The 21,289-nt window shown below is 61.9% G+C and carries 24 protein-coding genes and 1 pseudogene; 15 read left to right on the forward strand and 10 right to left on the reverse strand.

The window, feature by feature from the left end; translation table 11 throughout:
- The first annotated feature begins 11 nt into the window (after positions 1–11).
- The 9 genes and pseudogenes from proC to ACYZUM_RS24620 form a co-directional block, all read left to right on the forward strand.
- Entirely contained in the window at positions 12–830 is an 819-nt protein-coding gene (gene proC, locus ACYZUM_RS24580) for a pyrroline-5-carboxylate reductase (protein ID WP_027610579.1), read from the forward strand.
- Positions 831–840: 10 nt separating this feature from the next.
- Positions 841–1,431: a YggT family protein gene (locus tag ACYZUM_RS24585; RefSeq protein ID WP_108184093.1), complete on the forward strand. Its 591-nt coding sequence runs from the start codon at positions 841–843 to the stop codon at positions 1,429–1,431.
- On the forward strand, positions 1,428–1,721 hold the full coding sequence (locus ACYZUM_RS24590; protein ID WP_108184094.1) for a DUF167 domain-containing protein: 294 nt from the start codon (positions 1,428–1,430) through the stop codon (positions 1,719–1,721). The genes ACYZUM_RS24585 and ACYZUM_RS24590 overlap by 4 nt, the downstream gene beginning before the upstream one ends.
- A gap of 230 nt (positions 1,722–1,951) precedes the next feature.
- The gene (metX, locus tag ACYZUM_RS24595) at positions 1,952–3,091 is read left to right on the forward strand and encodes a homoserine O-succinyltransferase MetX (protein ID WP_041063539.1); all 1,140 of its coding nucleotides are present in this window, start codon (positions 1,952–1,954) and stop codon (positions 3,089–3,091) included.
- A gap of 7 nt (positions 3,092–3,098) precedes the next feature.
- The gene (gene metW / locus ACYZUM_RS24600) at positions 3,099–3,719 is read left to right on the forward strand and encodes a methionine biosynthesis protein MetW (protein ID WP_003229126.1); all 621 of its coding nucleotides are present in this window, start codon (positions 3,099–3,101) and stop codon (positions 3,717–3,719) included.
- 26 nt (positions 3,720–3,745) lie between these two features.
- A complete protein-coding gene (locus ACYZUM_RS24605) occupies positions 3,746–4,180 on the forward strand; it encodes a DUF4426 domain-containing protein (RefSeq protein WP_086792263.1) in 435 nt (144 codons plus the stop codon).
- Positions 4,177–4,773 carry an RdgB/HAM1 family non-canonical purine NTP pyrophosphatase gene (gene rdgB, locus ACYZUM_RS24610; RefSeq protein ID WP_041063545.1) on the forward strand — a complete coding sequence of 199 codons (597 nt, stop codon included), beginning with the start codon at positions 4,177–4,179 and terminating at the stop codon, positions 4,771–4,773. The genes ACYZUM_RS24605 and rdgB overlap by 4 nt, the downstream gene beginning before the upstream one ends.
- Complete coding sequence (hemW, locus tag ACYZUM_RS24615) at positions 4,770–5,972, forward strand: radical SAM family heme chaperone HemW (protein WP_108184095.1); 1,203 nt, start codon at positions 4,770–4,772, stop codon at positions 5,970–5,972. Before rdgB ends, hemW begins: the two co-directional genes overlap by 4 nt.
- A gap of 22 nt (positions 5,973–5,994) precedes the next feature.
- A pseudogene (locus tag ACYZUM_RS24620) lies at positions 5,995–6,315 on the forward strand (DUF3392 domain-containing protein); the annotation flags it as partial.
- A gap of 27 nt (positions 6,316–6,342) precedes the next feature.
- On the opposite strand, the gene trmB reads toward ACYZUM_RS24620, so the two are convergent.
- The 4 genes from trmB to ACYZUM_RS24640 form a co-directional block, all read right to left on the reverse strand.
- Positions 6,343–7,068, reverse strand: coding sequence for a tRNA (guanosine(46)-N7)-methyltransferase TrmB (gene trmB / locus ACYZUM_RS24625; RefSeq protein ID WP_064589653.1), 726 nt, complete (start codon positions 7,066–7,068; stop codon positions 6,343–6,345).
- 9 nt (positions 7,069–7,077) lie between these two features.
- Positions 7,078–7,872 (reverse strand): thiazole synthase, encoded by a 795-nt coding sequence (locus ACYZUM_RS24630; protein ID WP_007964131.1) that lies wholly within the window; start codon positions 7,870–7,872, stop codon positions 7,078–7,080.
- Between the two features lie 60 nt (positions 7,873–7,932).
- Positions 7,933–8,133 (reverse strand): sulfur carrier protein ThiS, encoded by a 201-nt coding sequence (thiS, locus tag ACYZUM_RS24635; protein ID WP_161794890.1) that lies wholly within the window; start codon positions 8,131–8,133, stop codon positions 7,933–7,935.
- A gap of 80 nt (positions 8,134–8,213) precedes the next feature.
- Complete coding sequence (locus ACYZUM_RS24640; RefSeq protein ID WP_003229144.1) at positions 8,214–8,585, reverse strand: DUF423 domain-containing protein; 372 nt, start codon at positions 8,583–8,585, stop codon at positions 8,214–8,216.
- 74 nt (positions 8,586–8,659) lie between these two features.
- Here ACYZUM_RS24640 and mtgA point away from each other — a divergent pair, with 74 nt between their 5' ends.
- The gene (gene mtgA, locus ACYZUM_RS24645; protein ID WP_108184096.1) at positions 8,660–9,382 is read left to right on the forward strand and encodes a monofunctional biosynthetic peptidoglycan transglycosylase; all 723 of its coding nucleotides are present in this window, start codon (positions 8,660–8,662) and stop codon (positions 9,380–9,382) included.
- 206 nt (positions 9,383–9,588) lie between these two features.
- Here the strand turns inward: mtgA and rpoH are convergent, their stop codons facing one another.
- From rpoH to ftsY, 4 genes are all read right to left on the reverse strand, one after another.
- Entirely contained in the window at positions 9,589–10,443 is an 855-nt protein-coding gene (gene rpoH / locus ACYZUM_RS24650; protein WP_003229146.1) for an RNA polymerase sigma factor RpoH, read from the reverse strand.
- Positions 10,444–10,558: 115 nt separating this feature from the next.
- Positions 10,559–11,584: a permease-like cell division protein FtsX gene (gene ftsX, locus ACYZUM_RS24655; RefSeq protein WP_007964135.1), complete on the reverse strand. Its 1,026-nt coding sequence runs from the start codon at positions 11,582–11,584 to the stop codon at positions 10,559–10,561.
- Positions 11,581–12,252, reverse strand: coding sequence for a cell division ATP-binding protein FtsE (ftsE, locus tag ACYZUM_RS24660; RefSeq protein ID WP_003229148.1), 672 nt, complete (start codon positions 12,250–12,252; stop codon positions 11,581–11,583). Before ftsE ends, ftsX begins: the two co-directional genes overlap by 4 nt.
- On the reverse strand, positions 12,249–13,757 hold the full coding sequence (gene ftsY / locus ACYZUM_RS24665) for a signal recognition particle-docking protein FtsY (protein WP_108184098.1): 1,509 nt from the start codon (positions 13,755–13,757) through the stop codon (positions 12,249–12,251). Before ftsY ends, ftsE begins: the two co-directional genes overlap by 4 nt.
- A gap of 344 nt (positions 13,758–14,101) precedes the next feature.
- Here ftsY and ACYZUM_RS24670 point away from each other — a divergent pair, with 344 nt between their 5' ends.
- The 5 genes from ACYZUM_RS24670 to ACYZUM_RS24690 all read left to right on the forward strand — a co-directional run bounded on the left by ACYZUM_RS24670 (position 14,102) and on the right by ACYZUM_RS24690 (position 19,533).
- Complete coding sequence (locus ACYZUM_RS24670; protein WP_098966083.1) at positions 14,102–15,457, forward strand: M16 family metallopeptidase; 1,356 nt, start codon at positions 14,102–14,104, stop codon at positions 15,455–15,457.
- The gene (locus tag ACYZUM_RS24675) at positions 15,450–16,937 is read left to right on the forward strand and encodes a M16 family metallopeptidase (RefSeq protein WP_108184099.1); all 1,488 of its coding nucleotides are present in this window, start codon (positions 15,450–15,452) and stop codon (positions 16,935–16,937) included. Before ACYZUM_RS24670 ends, ACYZUM_RS24675 begins: the two co-directional genes overlap by 8 nt.
- Entirely contained in the window at positions 16,937–17,548 is a 612-nt protein-coding gene (gene rsmD / locus ACYZUM_RS24680) for a 16S rRNA (guanine(966)-N(2))-methyltransferase RsmD (RefSeq protein WP_108184100.1), read from the forward strand. Before ACYZUM_RS24675 ends, rsmD begins: the two co-directional genes overlap by 1 nt.
- 162 nt (positions 17,549–17,710) lie before the next feature.
- A complete protein-coding gene (locus ACYZUM_RS24685; protein ID WP_108184101.1) occupies positions 17,711–18,706 on the forward strand; it encodes a hydrolase in 996 nt (331 codons plus the stop codon).
- Positions 18,682–19,533 (forward strand): AraC family transcriptional regulator, encoded by an 852-nt coding sequence (locus tag ACYZUM_RS24690; RefSeq protein WP_174377000.1) that lies wholly within the window; start codon positions 18,682–18,684, stop codon positions 19,531–19,533. The genes ACYZUM_RS24685 and ACYZUM_RS24690 overlap by 25 nt, the downstream gene beginning before the upstream one ends.
- 78 nt (positions 19,534–19,611) lie before the next feature.
- Here the strand turns inward: ACYZUM_RS24690 and ACYZUM_RS24695 are convergent, their stop codons facing one another.
- Both ACYZUM_RS24695 and ACYZUM_RS24700 read right to left on the reverse strand, forming a co-directional pair.
- Positions 19,612–20,466 carry a sulfurtransferase gene (locus ACYZUM_RS24695; RefSeq protein WP_108184102.1) on the reverse strand — a complete coding sequence of 285 codons (855 nt, stop codon included), beginning with the start codon at positions 20,464–20,466 and terminating at the stop codon, positions 19,612–19,614.
- A gap of 31 nt (positions 20,467–20,497) precedes the next feature.
- Positions 20,498–21,169: a TetR/AcrR family transcriptional regulator gene (locus ACYZUM_RS24700; RefSeq protein ID WP_027610562.1), complete on the reverse strand. Its 672-nt coding sequence runs from the start codon at positions 21,167–21,169 to the stop codon at positions 20,498–20,500.
- Positions 21,170–21,289: the final 120 nt, after the last annotated feature.

Below are 21,289 nucleotides of genomic sequence, written 5' to 3' on the forward strand. Positions count from 1 at the left end.
AAGGACCTGACATGAGCAACACACGTATTGCCTTTATCGGTGCCGGCAACATGGCCGCCAGTCTGATCGGCGGCCTGCGCGCCAAGGGTCTGCAAGCCAGCCACATCCGCGCCAGCGATCCGGGTGAAGAAACCCGCCAACGCGTCAGCGCCGAACACGGCATCGAAACCTTCGCTGACAACGCGCAGGCCATCGACGGTGTCGACGTGATCGTGCTGGCGGTCAAGCCACAGGCGATGAAAGCCGTGTGCGAAGCCATCCGTCCAAGCCTGAAACCGCAGCAACTGGTGGTGTCGATCGCAGCCGGCATCACCTGCGCGAGCATGACTGCGTGGCTCGGCGAGCAGCCGATCGTGCGCTGCATGCCGAACACCCCGGCGCTGCTGCGTCAGGGCGTCAGCGGTTTGTACGCCACCAGCGAAGTGACTGCCGAACAGCGTCAGCAGGCTGAAGAGCTGCTGTCCGCCGTGGGCATTGCGCTGTGGCTGGACGAAGAGCAGCAACTCGATGCCGTGACCGCCGTCTCCGGCTCCGGCCCGGCGTACTTCTTCCTGCTGATCGAAGCGATGACCGCTGCCGGCGTCAAACTCGGCCTGCCAAAAGAAATCGCCGAACAACTGACCCTGCAAACGGCGCTGGGCGCCGCGCACATGGCGGTATCCAGCGATGTCGACGCTGCCGAACTACGCCGTCGCGTGACGTCGCCAAATGGCACCACAGAGGCCGCGATCAAATCATTCCAGGCTAATGGCTTCGAAGCCCTGGTGGAAAAAGCACTCGGCGCCGCCGCGCACCGCTCGGCCGAAATGGCCGAACAACTGGGCAAATAAGGAGCCTTACATGATTGGATTGAACACCGCAGCGGTTTACGTGCTGCAAACCCTCGGCAGCCTGTACCTGCTGATCGTGCTGTTGCGCTTCGTCCTGCAACTGGTGCGGGCGAATTTCTACAACCCGCTGTGCCAGTTCGTGGTCAAGGCCACCCAGCCGCTGCTCAAGCCGCTGCGCCGGATCATCCCGAGCCTGTTCGGCCTGGATATGTCATCGCTGGTGCTGGCAATTCTGGTGCAACTGGCCTTGATGGCCCTGACCCTGCTGCTGACCTACGGCACCACCGGTAACCCGCTGCAGCTGTTCATCTGGTCGATCATCGGCGTGATCGCGCTGTTCCTGAAGATCTTCTTCTTCGCCCTGATCATCAGCGTGATCCTGTCGTGGGTCGCCCCAGGCAGCCACAACCCGGGCGCTGAACTGGTCAACCAGATCTGCGAGCCGGCGCTGGCACCGTTCCGCAAGATTCTGCCGAACCTCGGCGGTCTGGACCTGTCGCCGATCTTCGCCTTCCTCGCGCTGAAGCTGATCGACATGCTGGTGATCAACAATCTGGCGGCGATGACGATGATGCCGGAAATCCTGCGCCTGCTGATGTGAGCTGGTTTCGCTGGGATGGGGACGATTTGATCCTCGAATGTCATCTGCAACCGGCAGCCCGCAGCGATGATTTCGCCGGGCTGCACGGTGACCGCCTGAAGATCCGCCTCACGGCGCCGCCGGTCGAGGGCAAGGCCAATGCGTATCTGATGGGCTTTCTGGCCAAGGCTTTCGGGGTGTCCAAAAGCCAGGTCAGTTTGCTCAGCGGCGAGTTGAACCGGCAGAAACGGGTGAAGATCTGTGCACCGAAGAAGCTGCCGGAGTTGCCTGATCTGGTGCGTCCGGTCTGATCCACTGTGGTGAGGGGATTTATCCCCGATGGGTCGCGAAGCGGCCCCCTTGTTGCTGCCAACCCCATTCTCTCGGTACGGCCAAAGATTACAGGGCTGCTACGCAGCCATCGGGGATAAATCCCCTCACCACAAGGACTTCGCTCAATCAACGATCAGGCCTTATCGTTGCTTGCCGCTAACCCCCCCGGTCTTTAGACTTACGCCTCATTTCAACGAGAGCAGGGTCGATGCCAGCTGCCTTTCCCCCCGATTCTGTTGGTCTGGTGACGCCGCAAACGGCGCACTTCAGTGAACCTCTGGCTTTGGCCTGCGGCCGTTCGCTGCCCGCCTACGACCTGATCTACGAAACCTACGGCACGCTGAACGCACAGGCGAGCAACGCCGTGCTGATCTGCCACGCCTTGTCCGGGCATCACCATGCCGCCGGCTATCACAGCGTCGACGACCGCAAGCCCGGTTGGTGGGACAGCTGCATCGGCCCCGGCAAACCGATCGACACCAACAAGTTCTTCGTGGTCAGCCTGAACAATCTGGGCGGCTGCAACGGCTCCACTGGCCCGAGCAGTATCAACCCGGAAACCGGCAAGCCATTCGGCGCCGACTTCCCGGTGCTCACCGTAGAAGACTGGGTGCACAGCCAGGCGCGTCTGGCCGACCGGCTCGGCATTCGTCAGTTCGCCGCCGTGATCGGTGGCAGCCTCGGCGGCATGCAGGCCTTGCAGTGGACTATCACCTACCCGGATCGCGTGCGTCACTGCCTGGCTATCGCCTCGGCGCCCAAGCTGTCGGCACAGAACATCGCCTTCAACGAAGTCGCGCGTCAGGCGATCCTCACCGACCCGGAATTCCACGGCGGTTCGTTCCAGGAACAAGGTGTGATCCCCAAGCGTGGGCTGATGCTGGCGCGGATGGTCGGGCACATCACCTACCTGTCCGACGACTCGATGGGCGAGAAATTCGGTCGCGGCCTGAAGAGCGAAAAGCTCAACTACGACTTCCACAGCGTCGAGTTCCAGGTCGAAAGCTATCTGCGCTATCAGGGTGAAGAATTCTCCGGACGATTCGATGCCAACACTTATCTGTTGATGACCAAAGCCCTGGACTACTTCGATCCTGCGGCGAACTTCGACGATAACCTGGCGAAAACTTTTGAAAACGCCACCGCCAAGTTCTGCGTGATGTCATTCACCACCGACTGGCGCTTCTCCCCGGCTCGCTCGCGGGAGCTGGTGGACGCGCTGATGGCGGCACGCAAAGACGTGAGCTACCTGGAAATCGATGCACCCCAGGGCCACGACGCCTTCCTGATTCCGATCCCGCGCTATTTGCAGGCGTTCGGCAATTACATGAACCGAATTACGGTGTGAACAAGCCATGAGAGCTGATCTGGAAATCATCCAGGAATGGATCCCCGCCGGCAGCCGCGTGCTCGACCTCGGCTGCGGCGACGGCGAACTGCTGACCTGGCTGCGCGACAACAAGAATGTCACCGGTTATGGCCTGGAAAACGACGCCGACAACATCGCCGAATGCGTGGCCAAGGGTATCAACGTCATCGAGCAGGACCTGGACAAAGGGCTGGGCAACTTCGCCAGCAACAGTTTCGACATCGTCGTCATGACCCAGGCCCTGCAAGCCGTGCATTACCCGGACAAGATCCTCGACGAAATGCTGCGGGTCGGTCGTCAGTGCATCATCACCTTCCCCAACTTCGGTCACTGGCGCTGCCGCTGGTATCTGGCAAGCAAGGGCCGCATGCCGGTGTCGGAATTTCTGCCGTACACCTGGTACAACACGCCGAACATTCACTTCTGCACCTTCGAAGACTTTGAAGAACTTTGTCGCGAACGTGATGCGAAGGTCATTGATCGGCTTGCCGTGGATCAACAGCACCGCCACGGGTGGGCCAGTAAGCTATGGCCTAATCTGTTAGGTGAGATTGGTATCTACCGCGTCAGCAGCCCGGTGCTTGCAGATCATCGGGTCGCGGTCTGAACCACGACATTTCGAGGAGAACGATCATGGGTCGCTTGATTACTGTGCTATTGGCCGCCTGCCTGAGTCTGTCGGCGGTGGCCGCCGATGCCATCAAGGGCGAACGCAAGGAAGTGTTCGGTGACGTTACCGTGCATTACAACACCTTCAACTCGACCTTCCTGACACCCGAGATCGCCAAGGCAGCCGAGCTGATCCGCAGCAAGAACCAGGGCGTGATCAACGTCTCGGTGATCAAGGACGGCAAACCGCTGATCGCCAACGTCACTGGCACGATCAAAGACCTGACCAGCCAGAGCGTGACCCTGAACTTCCGCCAGGTCACCGAACAAGGCGCGATCTACTACATCGCCCAGTATCCGGTGGAACAGCAGGAAACCCGCACCTTTGAAATCAAGGTGCAGAACGGTGACAAGATCAACACCATCAACTTCAACCAAGAACTCTTTCCCGGCGAATGATGAACCTCACGCAACTCGTACTGGCCAGCCATAACGCCGGCAAACTCAAGGAACTCCAGGCCATGCTCGGCGACTCGGTGCAACTGCGCTCGATCGGCGAATGGAGCAAGGTCGAACCGGAAGAAACCGGTCTGTCGTTCGTCGAGAACGCGATCCTCAAGGCGCGCAATGCCGCGCGCATCTCCGGGCTGCCGGCGCTGGCTGACGATTCCGGCCTGGCGGTGGATTTCCTTGGCGGCGCGCCGGGCATCTACTCGGCGCGCTATGCCGACGGCAAGGGCGATGCGGCGAACAACGCCAAACTGCTCGACGCGCTTAAAGACGTGCCACAAGCCGAGCGTGGGGCGCAGTTCGTCTGCGTGCTGGCACTGGTGCGGCATGCCGATGATCCGCTGCCGATTCTCTGCGAAGGCCTGTGGCACGGGCGCATCCTGACCGCCGCCAGCGGCGAGCACGGTTTCGGCTACGACCCGCTGTTCTGGGTGCCGGAGCGTGACGTGTCCAGCGCCGAACTGAGCCCGGCCGACAAAAACCAGATCAGCCACCGCGCCCGTGCAATGGATCTGCTGCGCCAGCGTCTGGGTTTGAAATGACCGATAGTCACCCCGCGTCGTCGCTGATCATCGGCGGCGCCTCTTCGCCTCGGGCGCCGCTGCCGACGCTGCCGCCTCTGGCGCTGTACATCCACATTCCGTGGTGTGTGCGCAAATGCCCGTATTGCGACTTCAACTCGCACACCGCCAGCCCGGTGCTGCCGGAAGAGGAATACGTCGACGCGTTGCTGGCCGATCTCGATCAGGACCTGCACGCGGTGTACGGCCGTGAAATCAGTTCGATCTTCTTCGGTGGCGGTACGCCGAGTCTGTTCAGCGCCGAAGCCCTCGGGCGCCTGCTCAAAGGCGTCGAGCAGCGCATCCCGTTTGCGCACGACATCGAGATCACCCTGGAGGCCAATCCAGGCACCTTCGAGCAAGAGAAGTTCGTCGCGTACCGCAAGCTGGGGATCAATCGCCTGTCGATCGGCATCCAGAGCTTCCAGCAGCAGAAACTCGAAGCCCTCGGACGTATCCACAACGGCGACGAAGCGGTGCGCGCGGCAGGTATGGCGCGTCAGGCCGGGTTCGATAACTTCAACCTCGATCTGATGCATGGCCTGCCCGACCAGTCGCTGGACGATGCCTTGAGCGACCTGCGCCAGGCCATCGAACTGAAACCGACGCACATCTCCTGGTATCAGCTGACACTGGAGCCGAACACGGTGTTCTGGAACCAGCCGCCGGTGCTGCCGGAAGACGATACGCTGTGGGACATTCAGGAGGCCGGGCAAGCGCTGCTGGCCGCGCACGGTTACGCGCAATACGAGGTCTCGGCCTATGCCCAGCCCGGGCGTCCGGCGCGGCATAACCTCAATTACTGGAGTTTCGGCGACTTCATCGGCATCGGCGCCGGCGCCCACGGCAAGCTCAGCCATCCGGACGGGCGCATCGTGCGCACCTGGAAGACGCGTTTGCCGAAGGACTATCTCAATCCGGCAAAAAACTTCCAGGCTGGCGAAAAAGCGCTGACCAACGACGAGATGCCGTTCGAATTTCTGATGAACGCTTTGCGCCTGACCTCGGGCGTCGAATCGCGCCTGTATCCGGAGCGCACCGGCCTGCCGCTGGAAAGCCTCGCAGAAGGCCGGGCAGCGGCAGAACAAAGTGGCCTGTTGCAGGTCGAACCGTCACGTCTGGCGGCCACCGAGCGCGGACAGTTGTTCCTCAACGACTTGCTGCAACAATTTCTGAACTGATTTCAGCCCCAAGGGAAAACGCATGGATTTGATACTCGATCTGCTCGCCACCGTGTCCCGCTGGAGCCGCAGCAACCTCTCGGAAATCGCCCTGGCGCTGGTGGGCTGCCTGCTGGTGCTGTTCGGCGCCGACTTCAAGGGCTGGGTCGAGCAGCGTCTGGGCAGCATCGCCGGCGCCCTGCGCGTACCGCTGATGGCCCTGCTGTGCGTAATCGGCAGCGGTGCCGCGCTGATCTACGCCACACCGTGGGTGGTCAAGGGCCTGAGCCAGTTCAACAACTACAGCCTGGCGCCGGTGTTGCTGGTGGTGCTGGTGTTGATCGGCGTTGTCGCTGATCGCCGCAGCTCCTACAGGAGTATTGCGCAGGACTCAGGACAGTTTTTCGAACTTCAGATCCCACACGCCATGCCCAAGACGTTCGCCGCGGCGTTCGAACTTGGTGATCGGGCGCTCGGCCGGGCGCGGTACGCATTTGCCGTCTTCGGCGAGGTTGCGGTAGCCCGGGGCGACGTTCATCACTTCCAGCATGTACTCGGCGTACGGTTCCCAGTCGGTGGCCATGTGCAGGATGCCGCCGACCTTCAGCTTGCTGCGCACCAGTTCGGCGAAGGACGCCTGAACGATGCGACGCTTGTGGTGACGGCTCTTGTGCCACGGGTCAGGGAAGAACAGCATCAGGCGATCGAGGCTGTTGTCGGCGATGCAGCGGTTGAGCACTTCGATCGCGTCGCAATCGTAGACCCGCAGGTTGGTCAGGCCCTGAGTCAGCACGCCATTGAGCAGCGCGCCAACACCCGGACGGTGCACTTCCACACCGATAAAGTCCTGATCCGGTGCCGCCGCGGCCATTTCCAGCAGCGAGTGGCCCATGCCGAAACCGATCTCCAGCGAGCGCGGTGCCGAACGGCCGAACACCTGATCGTAATCCACCGGCGCGTCGGCCAGCGGCAGCACGTACAGCGGCGCGCCCTGGTCCAGACCACGTTGCTGGCCTTCGGTCATGCGCCCGGCGCGCATCACGAAGCTCTTGATGCGGCGGTGTTGGCGCTCGTCGCCCTCTTCCGTCTGGATAGGCGTGTCGTTCGATTCAGTCATCAATGGCTCTTACTTGATCAGACCATCCAGCGGCGAAGAGGCGCTGGCATAGAGTTTTTTCGGCATGCGGCCGGCGAGGTAGGCCAGACGGCCCGCGACGATCGCGTGTTGCATGGCTTGGGCCATCATCACCGGTTGCTGGGCGTGGGCGATGGCCGAGTTCATCAGCACGGCGTCACAGCCCAGTTCCATGGCGATGGTGGCGTCGGAGGCGGTACCGACACCGGCATCCACCAGCACCGGAATTTTCGCTTCTTCGAGGATGATCTGCAGGTTGTACGGGTTGCAGATCCCCAGACCGGAACCGATCAGACCGGCCAGCGGCATGACCGCGATGCAGCCGATTTCCGCCAGTTGCCGGGCGATGATCGGGTCATCACTGGTGTAAACCATCACGTCGAAGCCTTCCTTGACCAGCGTTTCCGCGGCCTTGAGGGTTTCGATCACGTTGGGGAACAGGGTTTTCTGGTCGGCCAGCACCTCCAGCTTCACCAGGTTGTGGCCGTCGAGCAGCTCACGGGCCAGGCGGCAGGTGCGCACGGCCTCGATAGCGTCGTAGCAACCGGCGGTGTTCGGCAGGAAGGTGTAGCGATCCGGCGACAGCACTTCGAGCAGGTTCGGCTCGCCTTCGATCTGGCCGAGGTTGGTACGGCGCACGGCGAAGGTGACGATCTCGGCACCCGAGGCTTCGATGGCCTGACGGGTTTCTTCCATGTCACGGTACTTGCCGGTACCGACCAGCAAACGCGACTGGTAAGTACGACCGGCCAGAACAAAAGGCTTGTCGCTGCGAACGATGCTCATGGGGAATCCTCTTTAGGGGTGAGGGTCTTGCAGAATTCTGTGCCCTTGCGGGCCGGGCGACTAGCCGCCGCCGATGGCGTGCACCACTTCAACATGGTCGCCGTCATTGAGAACGGTGTCGGCATGCTGACTGCGCGGGACGATATCCAGATTGAGTTCAACTGCCACCCGCCGACCGGTCAGGTCCATACGGGCAATCAGGGCCGCAACGGTTTCACCGTCGGGCAGTTCAAGGGATTCGCCGTTCAACTGAATGCGCATGCGCCAGGCCGCCATCATTTTTAGGGGGTGGCATTCTAGCCCGATCATGACCTAAAGGTCAGCACCAAGCGTCAAGCGGTTTACTGCAGGCGCCAGGCGGCAAGCCCAAGGCACAGCCAGCCGACCAGAAACGCCAGCCCGCCGAATGGGGTGATGATGCCGAGCTTGCTGATGCCGGTGGTGGTCAGCACATACAGGCTCCCGGAGAACAGCAGAATGCCGACGGCGAACGAAATACCCGCCCAGGTCACCAACCGCCCCTGAATCTGCGTGGCCAGCAGCGCCACGCCGAACAACGCCAGGGTGTGCACCAGTTGATAAGTCACGCCAGTATGGAAAATCGCCAGATACTCAGGGGTCAGGCGGCTTTTCAGGCCATGGGCGGCGAAGGCGCCAAGGCCCACACCGGTAAAACCAAAGAAAGCGGCCAGCATCAGAAAGCCACGCAGCATGTGGAACTCCAGTCAGACTCGTTCGGCAGGGTCTGTATAATGGCCCGCTCTATCGGTTCGGCCAAGCCATCTCTATGCTGCGTTCACTTTTGCGTCGTCTCACGAAGGCCCTGCTCTGGTTCGCGGGCGGCAGTGTGTTGCTGGTGTTGCTGTTTCGCTTCGTGCCGCCGCCGGGCACGGCGCTGATGGTCGAGCGCAAGATCGAATCCTGGGTCGACGGCGAGCCGATTGACCTGCAGCGCACCTGGAAATCGTGGGACGAAATCTCCGATGACCTCAAAGTCGCGGTCATGGCCGGCGAAGATCAGAAATTTCCCGAGCACTGGGGTTTTGACTTCGGCGCGATCCAGGCGGCGTTGGCCCACAACGAACTCGGCGGTTCGATTCGCGGCGCCAGCACCCTGAGCCAGCAAGTGTCGAAAAACCTGTTTCTGTGGTCGGGGCGCAGCTATCTGCGCAAAGGCCTGGAAGCCTGGTTTACCGGACTGATCGAAGTGTTCTGGCCCAAGCAGCGGATTCTTGAGGTTTACCTGAACAGCGTCGAGTGGGATGACGGGGTGTTTGGTGCCGAAGCCGCAGCACGTCATCACTTTGGTGTGAGCGCCAAGTCACTGTCGCGTCAGCAGGCCAGTTATCTGGCGGCAGTACTGCCCAATCCGCGGGTGTGGAGTGCGAGCCATCCGACAGCTTATGTATCGCGCCGGGCCGGGTGGATTCGGCAGCAGATGAGCCAGTTGGGCGGGACCAGTTATTTGCTGGGGCTGGATGATTCGCGTCGGGCGCCTTGGGCGCAATAGCCCTCACTGTTCTTATAGACACTGAAAATCCCTGTGGGAGCGGGCTTGCCCGCGATAGCGGTAGTTCAGCCACCATCTACATGACTGACCCGACGCCATCGCTGGCAAGCCAGCTCCCACAGGGATTAATGCCGCCCTGACATATGCGCATAAAAAAACGCCCCGATCATCGCTGATCGGGGCGTTTTTGTTTGCCTGAGCGCCGGTTACGCGGCGATCGACAACTTGAGCTTGTTCATCGCGCTCTTCTCGAGCTGACGGATCCGCTCGGCCGACACGTTGTACTTCTGTGCCAGGTCGTGCAGCGTGGCTTTCTCTTCTGCCAGCCAGCGCTGGTAGAGGATGTCACGGCTACGCTCGTCCAGCACTTCCAGCGCTTCGTGCAGGTTGTGATTGGAGTTGTCGCTCCAGTCGGCATCTTCCAGCTGACGCGCCGGATCGTACCGGTGGTCTTCCAGATAGTTGGCCGGCGACTGGAAAGCACTGTCGTCATCGGCCTCTGCAGCCGGGTCGAAGGCCATGTCATGGCCGGTCAGGCGACTTTCCATCTCACGCACTTCACGCGGTTCGACGCCGAGGCTTTCCGCCACACGGTGGACTTCCTCGTTGTTCAGCCACGCCAGACGTTTCTTCTGGCTGCGCAGGTTGAAGAACAGCTTGCGCTGGGCCTTGGTGGTCGCGACTTTCACAATGCGCCAGTTGCGCAGGATGAACTCGTGAATTTCCGCCTTGATCCAGTGCACGGCGAACGACACCAGACGCACACCCATTTCCGGGTTGAAGCGTTTAACCGCCTTCATCAGGCCGACGTTGCCTTCCTGGATCAGGTCAGCCTGAGCCAGACCGTAGCCGGAATAGCTACGGGCAATGTGTACGACAAATCGCAGGTGGGCGAGCACCATCTGCCGAGCCGCCCCAAGATCCTGCTCATAGTAGAGACTCTCGGCCAGTTCACGCTCCTGCTCCGGCGTCAGCAATGGAATGCTGTTGACGGTGTGCACATAGGCTTCCAGGTTCGCACCCGGAACCAACGCGTACGCAGGTTGCAAAGAATTGGTCATGCGAAAAAACCTCCCACTTACATACTCGTGCCTCTCGGCACTGCGAAAAATTGACCGGGAATTCAAGTGCAAGTTCCCAAAAAAACCGCAAGGTCAATCACGCGCAAAAAAGATTCTACTTCGGCGCCAGCTCCCTGAGATGACGTGCGACTGCAATCCATGCACCGATATAACCCAACAGCACCGCGCCAAGCAAGAGCGACAGACCGTCGGCAACTGGCACTCCGGCCAGCGCGAAATCACTGCCGTACAAGCCGGCCAGTCCAACCACCGCGTCGTTCAGCCAGTTCAGGCCGAACGCCAGCACACCCCAAGACAGAACACCTGCACCGAAGCCATACAACGCGCCCATATAAAGGAAGGGACGACGCACATAGCTGTCAGTGCCGCCGACGAGTTTAATCACTTCTATCTCTGTGCGGCGGTTTTCAATATGAAGACGAATGGTATTGCCTATCACCAAAAGTAATGCAGAAACCAGAAGCACCGTCAGACCGAAGACAAAACGATCACCGAGCTTGAGGATGGCAGCCAGACGCTCGACCCAGACTAGATCAAGTTGCGCCTGTTGTACCTTGGGCAGCTCGGAAAGTTTTTGTCTTAATGCTTCCAGGGTCGGCTTGTCGACCTCGTTCGGGGTCACCAGCACCACGCCCGGCAGCGGGTTCTCCGGCAGTTCGCGCAAGGCCTCGCCCAGACCGGACTGCTGCTGAAATTCTTCCAGCGCCTGATCGCGGCCGACATATTCGGCATCAGCGACACCGGGCATGCCTTTGATCTGCTCGCGCAACGACTCGCCCTGCGCGGGCGTGGCATCCAGTTGCAGGTACAACGAAATCTGCGCCGCCCGCTGCCACGAACCGCCGAGACGCTCGACGTTGTTGATCAGCAGCGACAGGCCCATCGGCAAGCTCAGCGCCACGGCCATCACCATGCATGTGAAAAAGCTGCCGATCGGCTGCTTGCCGAGGCGACGCAGGCTGTCGAGCAGGCTGGCGCGGTGACTTTCAATCCACGAACGCAACAGCGTGGAGAAGTCCGGGCCATCGTCATCGTCGTGTTTTTTCTTCTTCGGCGGTTGCGGGTCGGCGGCCTTCGGGGCCACGCGCTCGGAAACCTTCGGACTGCGTGTCGCACTCATACGCCGGCCTCCCCGTCGCCGATCAATCGGCCGCGCTGCAGGGTCAGCATGCGGTGCCGCATGCGCGCAATCAGGGCCAGGTCGTGACTGGCGATCAGCACACTGGTGCCCAGGCGGTTGATGTCTTCGAACACGCCCATGATCTCGGCCGCCAGGCGCGGGTCGAGGTTACCGGTCGGTTCGTCCGCCAGCAGCAGGGCTGGACGGTGGACGATGGCGCGGGCGATGCCGACGCGCTGTTGCTGACCGGTGGACAGGTCGCCGGGGTACAGATCGGTTTTATCCGACAGCGCCACGCGCTCCAGCGCCGAATCGACGCGCTTGGCGATCTCGGCCTTGGACAGGCCGAGAATCTGCAGCGGCAGCGCGACGTTGTTGAACACCGTGCGATCGAACAGCAACTGGTGATTCTGGAACACCACGCCGATCTGCCGGCGCAGGAACGGAATCTGCGCGTTACTGATGGTGCTCAGGTCCTGCCCGGCCAGCAGCAGTTTGCCGCTGGTCGGACGCTCCATCGCCAGCAACAGGCGCAACAGCGTGGATTTACCAGCACCGGAGTGACCGGTGACAAACAGAAACTCGCCACGACGGACTCGAAAGCTCAGCTCATGCAAGCCGACGTGACCGTTCGGGTAGCGTTTACCGACCTGTTCGAAACGAATCATGAACGCTCCCGCTCGGCAAACAGTGCCTGGACAAAGGGTTCGGCTTCAAAGGTACGCAGATCGTCGATGCCTTCACCGACGCCGATGTAGCGGATCGGCAGACCAAACTGCTTGGCCAGGGCGAAAATCACCCCGCCCTTGGCGGTGCCGTCGAGCTTGGTCAGCGCCAAGCCGGTCAGTTCGACGGTCTGGTTGAATTGCTTGGCCTGATTGATGGCGTTCTGACCGGTGCCGGCGTCGAGCACCAGCAACACTTCGTGCGGCGCGTCGGCGTCGAGCTTGCCGATCACCCGGCGAACTTTCTTCAGCTCTTCCATCAGGTTGTCTTTGGTATGCAGACGACCGGCGGTGTCGGCGATCAGCACGTCAATGCCACGGGCCTTGGCGGCCTGCACGGCGTCGAAGATCACCGACGCCGAGTCCGCGCCAGTGTGCTGGGCGATCACCGGGATCTTGTTGCGCTCGCCCCAGACCTGCAACTGCTCAACGGCAGCGGCGCGGAAGGTGTCACCGGCGGCGAGCATGACTTTCTTGCCTTCCAGTTGCAGCTTCTTCGCCAGCTTGCCGATGGTGGTGGTCTTGCCGGCGCCGTTGACGCCGACCACCAGAATCACGAACGGTTTGGTCTGCGAGGCGATTTTCAGCGGCTGTTCGACCGGTTTCAGCATCGCCGCCAACTCGGCCTGCAGCGACTTGTACAGCGCGTCGGCATCGGCCAGCTCTTTGCGGGCGACCTTCTGAGTCAAGCGCTGGATGATCTGCGTAGTGGCTTCGACACCGACGTCGGCGGTCAGCAGACGGGTCTCCAGCTCATCAAGCAGGTCGTCGTCGATGGTTTTACGGCCGAGAAACAGGCTGGCCATGCCTTCGCCGATGCTGGCGCTGGTTTTCGACAGGCCTTGCTTGAGGCGGGCGAAGAAGCCGACTTTGGTTTCTTCGCTGCGCGGAGCTTCCACTGGCGTTTCAGCAACCACGTCTACCGGCACCACCGGAGCAGCGACGACCGGGGCAGGTGCAGGTGCAGGCTGCTGAACGACCGGCGCAACAGGGGCGACGACCACCGGGGCCACGGGTTCGGGAACAACCGGCGCTGGCTCGACAACGGGCTCAACCACTGGCGCCGGAGCGACTTCAGGGACGAACGCGGCAGGCGCCGGAATCGGCGGCGTCACATGCGGCGCCGCCTCTTCGACCAAGGCCACCGGCTCTTCCGCCACCGGCAAGGTCAGCCACGGCTCGACCGTCGGAGTCAATGACAGCTCGGCCGCCACCGGGGTTTCAGGTTGTGGCTCTGGCTCAACCGGTTGCAGCACCGGCTCGGCAATCGGCAGCACGATCGGCGCCGGCTCTTCTTCTATGGCAGGCGCTGGCGTCGGGGCCGGTTCAGGAATCGCGGGCGGCTGTTCGACGACGGGTTCCTGCGGTTTCTTACGCAGCCATCCGAACAGGCTTTTCTTCTCGCCAGCCGCAGCTGGGGTCTTCTTGTCGTCGTTGGAACCAAACATGGAGGACGGCTATCTCACGGTAGCGACGCGCCATAAGGGCGCCCCGGCAAATAAATATTCGATGCAGAACAGACTGTGTTTCATCCAGCTTGTTCACGCGCAACATTTTGTCGAGGCGCCAGCGGCACCCCAAAGATTCGTATTAACGAAGGACTAAACCGGAAAAATCGGCGAAAAAGCGAAGTCTAGTCGATAAACCGCAGCTTTCTGCCGCCAACCTATACAACCGGATCAGGCCTGAAAACCTGATAGGCGTGGTCGCCGGTAAAACGGATCAGTATCCTAGCACCCTCTCGCCCGCCGACGCTAAGACCAAGCGGGCAGCCCAACAGGTTAAAAAACGAATGAATGCTCTAGCCCGCCGCGCTGCAGGCCTGCTGCTCAGCACAGTCTGCCTGCCCCTTTCGGCCCTGGCGGCCGACCCGCAACCGACCCACGAATTCACCCTCGACAACGGCCTGAAGGTCGTCGTGCGCGAAGACCATCGCGCGCCGGTGGTGGTGTCGCAGGTCTGGTACAAGGTCGGCTCCAGCTACGAAACCCCGGGCCAGACCGGTCTGTCCCACGCGCTCGAGCACATGATGTTCAAGGGCAGCGAGAAAGTCGGCCCCGGCGAAGCCTCGCTGATCCTGCGCGACTTGGGCGCCGAAGAAAACGCGTTCACCAGCGACGACTTCACCGCCTATTACCAGGTGCTGGCCCGCGACCGTCTGGGCGTAGCGTTTGAACTGGAAGCCGACCGCATGGCCAATCTGCGTCTGCCGGCGGACGAGTTCGCCAAGGAAATCGAAGTCATCAAGGAAGAGCGCCGCCTGCGCACCGATGACAAGCCGATGTCCAAAGCCTACGAGCGCTACAAGGCGATGGCTTACCCGGCCAGCGGCTACCACACGCCGACCATCGGCTGGATGGCAGACCTGGACCGGATGAAGGTCGAAGAGCTGCGGCACTGGTATCAGTCCTGGTATGTGCCGAACAACGCCACGCTGGTAGTGGTCGGCGACGTCACCCCCGATGAAGTGAAGACCCTCGCCCAACGCTACTTCGGGCCGATTGCCAAGCGCGACGTGCCACCGGCGAAGAAACCGCTGGAACTGGCCGAGCCGGGTGAGCGCCAGATCACCCTGCATGTGCAGACCCAACTGCCCAGCCTGATGCTCGGCTTCAACGTGCCCAGCATTGCCACTGCTGAAGACAAGCGCTCGGTCAACGCCCTGCGCCTGATCTCGGCGCTGCTCGACGGCGGCTACAGCGGGCGCATCCCGACGCAACTGGAGCGCGGCGAAGAGCTGGTCTCGGGCGGTTCGTCGAGCTACGACGCCTACACCCGGGGCGACAGCCTGTTCACCCTGTCGGCGACGCCGAACACGCAGAAGAACAAGACCATGGCGCAAGCTGAAGCCGGTCTGTGGAAACTGCTGGAACAACTGAAAACCACCGCACCGTCCGCCGAAGAGCTGGAACGCGTGCGGGCACAGGTTATTGCCGGCCTGGTGTTCGAACGTGATTCGATCACCAGTCAGGCCACCGCCATCGGCCAACTGGAAACGGTCGGGCTGTCGTGGAAGTTGATGGACACCGAACTTGCCGATCTGGAAAGCGTGACCCCGCAAGACATCCAGAACGCCGCCAAGCTGTATTTCACCCGCGAACGTCTCAGCGTCGCCCATGTCCTGCCACTGGAGACGACTCATGAGTGAGCGCAAATCCCCACGCCTGCTGCTCGGTTTGATCGCCATCGCCGTGATCGGCTCTGCCGCGTTCTATCTGATGCCCGGTGTCAAAACCGACGCCAGCGAAGCGCTGGACAACGCCAAGACCAGCCAGAAGCTGCAATCGCTGGCCGAGCTCGACGGCAAGGCCCCGGCCAGCCGCAAGCTCGACGTGCAGACCTGGAACACCGCCGAAGGCGCCAAGGTACTGTTCGTCGAAGCCCATGAGCTGCCGATGTTCGATATGCGCCTGATCTTCGCCGCCGGCAGCAGTCAGGACGGCAATGCGCCGGGCCTGGCAGTCCTGACCAATGCCATGCTCAACGAAGGTGTGGCCGGCAAGGACGTCGGCGCCATTGCCCAGGGCTTCGAAAGCCTCGGCGCGGATTTCGGCAACGGTGCCCACAAGGACATGGCGCTGGCTTCGCTGCGCAGTCTGAGCGCCGCCGACCAGCGCGAGCCGGCGCTGAAGCTGTTCTCCGAAGTGGTGGGCAAACCGACCTTTCCGGCCGACTCCTTCGCACGCATCAAGAATCAGATGCTCGCCGGTTTCGAGTACCAGAAACAGAACCCCGGCAAACTCGCCAGCCTTGAGCTGATGAAACGTTTGTACGGCGACCACCCTTACGCGCATTCCAGCGACGGCAACCCGCAGAGCGTGCCGAAGATCACTCTGGCGCAACTGCGTGAGTTCCACGCCAAGGCCTACGCGGCGGGCAACGTGGTGATAGCGCTGGTCGGTGACCTGTCGCGCGCCGAGGCGGAGACGATTGCCAATCAGGTCTCCGGCGCCCTGCCGAAAGGCCCGGCGCTGGCGAAAATCGCCCAGCCGCAGGAACCGAAAGCCAGCGTCAATCACATCGAGTTCCCGTCCAAGCAAACCAACCTGCTGCTCGCACAGCTGGGCATCGACCGTGACGACCCGGATTACGCGGCGCTGTCGATGGGCAACCAGATCCTCGGTGGTGGCGGTTTCGGCACCCGGCTGATGAGCGAAGTGCGCGAAAAGCGCGGCCTGACCTACGGCGTGTATTCCGGGTTCAGCCCGATGCAGGCTCGCGGCCCGTTCATGATCAACCTGCAGACCCGCGCGGAAATGAGCGAAGGCACGCTGAAACTGGTGCAGGACGTGCTCGCCGATTACCTGAAAACCGGCCCGACCCAGAAAGAACTCGACGACGCCAAACGCGAACTGGCCGGCAGCTTCCCGCTGTCCACCGCGAGCAATGCCGATATCGTCGGCCAACTGGGCGCCATGGGCTTCTATAATCTGCCGCTGAGCTATCTGGATGACTTCATGCGTCAGTCCCAGAGCCTGACTGTCAAGCAGGTCAAAGACGCGATGAACAAACACCTGAGCACGGACAAACTGGTCATCGTCAGCGCTGGCCCGACCGTGCCGCAAAAGCCGTTACCGGCCCCATCTGATAAACCTGCCGAGCCACCGCTCGGGGTTCCGGAGCATTAATGGCTACTCGTCCTAAAAAACCTGCGCAGAACGTCCACAACGGTGTGAACCAGCTGCGCATCATCGGCGGCGAATGGCGCAGCCGCAAACTGAGCTTCCCCGATGCGCCGGGCCTGCGCCCGACGCCGGACCGCGTGCGCGAAACCTTGTTCAACTGGCTCGCGCCGTACGTCGCCGGGGCCAAGGTGCTGGATCCGTTCGCCGGCAGCGGCGCGCTGTTTCTTGAGGCCCTGTCGCGTGGCGCGGCCATGGGGCAGGCGCTGGATGCCAGCCACGTTGCCGTATCGAGCCTGAAGGAACACCTCGGCACCCTGCGCTGCACCAACGGCCAGGTGCAGACCGCCGACGCGCTGCGTTATCTGGAGACCCAGGTCGCCACGCCGTTCGATCTGGTATTTCTCGATCCGCCGTTCAACAAGAACCTGCTGCCAGCGGTCTGCACTTTGCTCGAAGAGCGCCAATGGCTGGCGCCGGATTCGTGGATCTACACTGAAAGCGAGACCGCGCCTTCGACGCTGGGCCTGCCGGGCAACTGGCGCCTGCACCGCGAGCAGAAATCCGGGCGGGTGTACTACGCGTTGTGGCAACGTATGGCAGAGATCGCTGGTTAACTGAAAGTTTGCGCTAAATCTGTGGCGAGGGAGCTTGCTCCCGCTGGGTCGCGTAGCGGCTCCTGTTTCAGAAGCGAGGCCTGCTGCGCAGTCCAGCGGGAGCAAGCTCCCTCGCCACAAAAGCCTGCCTACTCTGCCCACAAAGCTGCATCGAGAACCATCGTGCCCGCTTCTTCAGAACGCTTCACCCCCGCCTTCGGCCTCGGCAACCCGCACCTGCAAACCTTGTGGGGGCCGCTGTGGCGCAAAACCGTCCACCTTGATCGCGAGCGTGAACGCCTGTGGCTGGATGACGGCGACTTCCTCGACCTCGACTGGCATGGCCCGCACAGCGCCGAGGCGCCGCTGGTGCTGGTGCTGCATGGGCTGACCGGTTCTTCAAATTCGCCTTACGTCGCCGGGATCCAGGCCGCGCTCGCCGCCCAAGGCTGGGCCAGTGTCGCGCTGAACTGGCGCGGCTGTTCAGGCGAGCCCAACCTGCTGCCGCGCAGTTACCATTCCGGTGCCAGCGAAGACCTCGCCGAAGCCATCAGACATCTGCGTGCCAAGCGCCCGCTGGCGCCGCTGTATGCGGTTGGCTATTCGTTGGGCGGCAATGTGTTGCTCAAGCATCTGGGCGAGACCGGCAGCGACAGCGGCGTGCTCGGTGCGGTGGCCGTGTCGGTGCCGTTTCGGCTTGATCAGTGTGCCGACCGCATTGGCCAGGGTTTCTCCAAGGTCTATCAAGCACACTTCATGCGCGAGATGGTCGCCTACATCAAGAACAAGCAACGCCAGTTCCAGCATGACGGGCGCGAGGATGGCCTGGCAGCCTTGGCGGCGCTCGGTTCGCTGGAGAACATGCGCACCTTCTGGGACTTCGACGGCCGGGTCACCGCGCCGCTGCACGGTTTCACCGATGCCGAGGATTACTATCGACGGGCGTCGAGTCGTTACTTTCTCGGCGAGATCCGCACCCCGACCCTGATCATTCAGGCGGCTGACGACCCGTTCGTGTTTCCGCACAGTTTGCCGACTGCCGAGGAGCTGTCCACCAGCACCCAGTTCGAATTGCAGGCCAAGGGCGGGCACGTCGGCTTTGTCGATGGCACGTTCCGCCAGCCCGGCTATTACCTGGAACGGCGCATTCCGCAATGGCTGGCCCGTGTGACGTCGTGAGCGATCAGGGCGAGTCGATCCGCTTCTGGCAAACCGCGCCGCTGGCCGGGGTCGAGTTGCTGTCGGCGCGCTACATCGAGCATCGCTTCGCCCCGCACGTCCACGACGGTTATGTGATCGGCATGATCATGGCCGGTGCCCAGCGTTATCGCTATCGCGGCGCCGAACACCTGGCCGGCAGCGGCACGCTGGTGCTGATCAATCCGGACGAATTGCACACCGGGCACAAGGGTACTGAGGATGGCTGGCTGTACCGGGCGTTCTATCCCGATACCGGACAGATCGTGTCCTTGCTCGAAGAACTGGAACTGCCCTGCGCGCCGATGCCGGCGTTTGGCGCGACGCTGTACCGCGACCCGGATCTGGTCAACGGCTTCTGTCAGTTGCACCGCTTGCTGGAAAGCCCCGCCACCGCACTGCAACAGCAGACGGTGTGGCGCGAAATGATGATGCTGTTGTTGCAGCGACATGCGGCGGTGCAGATCAACGGCAGCCCGGGCAAGGAACATCGCGCGGTGGTGATGGCCAAGGAGCTGCTGCACGCGCAACTGGCGGCGCCGCCATCGCTGGAAGAACTGGCGGCCGCGGTGAATCTGTCGCCCTTCCACTTCGCCCGTGTCTTCCGCCGCGCCACCGGCATGCCACCGCATACTTGGCTGATGCAGCAGCGCATCGCCACGGCCCGGGGTTTATTGCAGAGTGGTTGCCTGCCGGTGGAAGTCGCCATGCAGTTGGGTTTTGCCGACCAGAGTCATCTGAGCCGGCAGTTCAAGCAGGTGTATGGCGTGGGGCCGGCGGCGTATCGCAGTGCCCGCGTGGAACGCTAAAAGATCGCAGCCTGCGGCAGCTCCTACAGGGAAATACATTCCAATGTAGGAGCTGCCGCAGGCTGCGATCTTTTGCTGTTATTCGCCCGTGGCTATACCTCTGGAAGGCTCATTGATCCACTCACTCCACGACCCGGCATACAACGAACCCAGCGGATACCCCGCCAGGCACAACGCAAACAGGTTGTGACACGCCGTCACCCCGGAACCGCAATAAGCGACCAGGTCCGTTGGCGAACGATCACCAAGTTTCGCCGCAAAACGCTGCTTGAGCTGCTCCGCTGGCAGGAACCGCCCGTCGCCGCCGAGGTTCTCGGTAAACGCCGCGCATTGCGCCCCGGGAATGTGCCCGGCAATCGGGTCGATCGGTTCCACCTCACCCTTGAAGCGCGGCAAGGCCCGGGCATCGAGCAATGTCAGCGACGGCTGCGCAAGGCGCTTCTGCAATTGTTCGGCGCTCAGCAGCAGTTTCATGTCCGGTTGCCCGCTGAAATTGCCGCGACTGACCGATGGCGCATCCAGACTCAGCGGCAAACCCGCCGCGTGCCAGGCCTTGAGGCCGCCGTCGAGAATGAACACGCCATCGCGCTTGCCCAGCCACGCCAGCAACCACCAGGCGCGGGCCGCATAGGAACCAGGGCCGTCGTCGTACAAAACCACGTCGCTGTCGACATTGATGCCCCACGCCTGCAGACGCTCGATCAACGCCGCCGGCTCGGGCAACGGGTGACGTCCGGTCACGCCTTTGACCACTTTGCCACTGAGGTCGCGTTCAAGGTCGGCGAAGCGGGCGCCGGCGATGTGCCCTTCGGCATAGCTGCGCTGCCCGTAGTCCGGGTCTTCGAGGGCAAAACGACAATCGAGAATCACCAGCCCCGGCTGCTCCTTGCGGGCATCCAGTGCGGTCGGGCTGAGCAGTTGCGCAATCGGCATAACGGACTCCTGTGAGCGACTTCGAAATGGATTACCGCCCTTCCTCCAGGGCCTGGGCCAGCGGCACGTAGAACTCGTCGAACAAGGCATTCACCTCTTCGCGGGCCTGATCGGTGACGAATCCGGCTTCCAGCACCAGCACCTGATACACGCCACGCTTGATGGCCTGTTCGCTGAGGTGGTTGGAGTTTTCCCGGGTGGTGCACAGAAAGCGCACCCACGAGGTGAGGATGATCCAGGCATTGATCGTCAGGGATTCGATCTGCACCCGATCCATCTTGAGAATGCCGGCGGCGACGAAGCCCTCGTAGATCGCCATGCCCTGAATCACGCAGCGCTGGGAAAAGCGCCGGTAGCGCGCAGCCAGGTCCGGGTCGCTGTCGAGCAGGTGCTCGAGATCCCGATGCAGAAAGCGGTAACCCCACATCGCCGACAGCAGCTCCTTGAGGTAATAGCGCTTGTCTTCGACGGTGGCGGCACGCCCCTGCGGCGGGCGCAGAAAGCTGTCCACAAGCGTCTCGTACTCACTGAACAGCACGGCGATGATCGCCTGCTTGTTCGGGAAGTGGTAGTACAGATTGCCCGGAGAAATCTCCATGTGCGCGGCTATGTGATTGGTGCTGATGCTGCGCTCGCCCTGCTGATTGAACAGTTCGAGGCTGTTCTGCACGATGCGCTCGCTGGTTTTTATTCGTGGGGCCATGGCTTGAGCTTTAATTCAGAGTGCGGTGAGGGGCATCTTACGACCTAACCGGAATTGGATAAAACAAAGCTGTGTCGGGAAGTCATTTGACTTTCTAGAGCATAGACTCTAAAAAGTCCT

Source organism: Pseudomonas sp. m6p (assembly GCF_055760375.1).

Bases quoted from the DNA above. Each gene is read 5' to 3' on its own strand.
- proC (WP_027610579.1), top strand. From the start codon at position 12: ATGAGCAACACACGTATTGCCTTTATCGGTGCCGGCAACATGGCCGCC.
- ACYZUM_RS24585 (WP_108184093.1), top strand. From the start codon at position 841: ATGATTGGATTGAACACCGCAGCGGTTTACGTGCTGCAAACCCTCGGC.
- metX (WP_041063539.1), top strand. From the start codon at position 1,952: ATGCCAGCTGCCTTTCCCCCCGATTCTGTTGGTCTGGTGACGCCGCAA.
- metW (WP_003229126.1), top strand. From the start codon at position 3,099: ATGAGAGCTGATCTGGAAATCATCCAGGAATGGATCCCCGCCGGCAGC.
- ACYZUM_RS24605 (WP_086792263.1), top strand. From the start codon at position 3,746: ATGGGTCGCTTGATTACTGTGCTATTGGCCGCCTGCCTGAGTCTGTCG.
- rdgB (WP_041063545.1), top strand. From the start codon at position 4,177: ATGATGAACCTCACGCAACTCGTACTGGCCAGCCATAACGCCGGCAAA.
- hemW (WP_108184095.1), top strand. From the start codon at position 4,770: ATGACCGATAGTCACCCCGCGTCGTCGCTGATCATCGGCGGCGCCTCT.
- trmB (WP_064589653.1), bottom strand. From the start codon at position 7,068: ATGACTGAATCGAACGACACGCCTATCCAGACGGAAGAGGGCGACGAG.
- ACYZUM_RS24630 (WP_007964131.1), bottom strand. From the start codon at position 7,872: ATGAGCATCGTTCGCAGCGACAAGCCTTTTGTTCTGGCCGGTCGTACT.
- thiS (WP_161794890.1), bottom strand. From the start codon at position 8,133: ATGCGCATTCAGTTGAACGGCGAATCCCTTGAACTGCCCGACGGTGAA.
- ACYZUM_RS24640 (WP_003229144.1), bottom strand. From the start codon at position 8,585: ATGCTGCGTGGCTTTCTGATGCTGGCCGCTTTCTTTGGTTTTACCGGT.
- mtgA (WP_108184096.1), top strand. From the start codon at position 8,660: ATGCTGCGTTCACTTTTGCGTCGTCTCACGAAGGCCCTGCTCTGGTTC.
- rpoH (WP_003229146.1), bottom strand. From the start codon at position 10,443: ATGACCAATTCTTTGCAACCTGCGTACGCGTTGGTTCCGGGTGCGAAC.
- ftsX (WP_007964135.1), bottom strand. From the start codon at position 11,584: ATGAGTGCGACACGCAGTCCGAAGGTTTCCGAGCGCGTGGCCCCGAAG.
- ftsE (WP_003229148.1), bottom strand. From the start codon at position 12,252: ATGATTCGTTTCGAACAGGTCGGTAAACGCTACCCGAACGGTCACGTC.
- ftsY (WP_108184098.1), bottom strand. From the start codon at position 13,757: ATGTTTGGTTCCAACGACGACAAGAAGACCCCAGCTGCGGCTGGCGAG.
- ACYZUM_RS24670 (WP_098966083.1), top strand. From the start codon at position 14,102: ATGAATGCTCTAGCCCGCCGCGCTGCAGGCCTGCTGCTCAGCACAGTC.
- ACYZUM_RS24675 (WP_108184099.1), top strand. From the start codon at position 15,450: ATGAGTGAGCGCAAATCCCCACGCCTGCTGCTCGGTTTGATCGCCATC.
- rsmD (WP_108184100.1), top strand. From the start codon at position 16,937: ATGGCTACTCGTCCTAAAAAACCTGCGCAGAACGTCCACAACGGTGTG.
- ACYZUM_RS24690 (WP_174377000.1), top strand. From the start codon at position 18,682: ATGGCTGGCCCGTGTGACGTCGTGAGCGATCAGGGCGAGTCGATCCGC.
- ACYZUM_RS24695 (WP_108184102.1), bottom strand. From the start codon at position 20,466: ATGCCGATTGCGCAACTGCTCAGCCCGACCGCACTGGATGCCCGCAAG.
- ACYZUM_RS24700 (WP_027610562.1), bottom strand. From the start codon at position 21,169: ATGGCCCCACGAATAAAAACCAGCGAGCGCATCGTGCAGAACAGCCTC.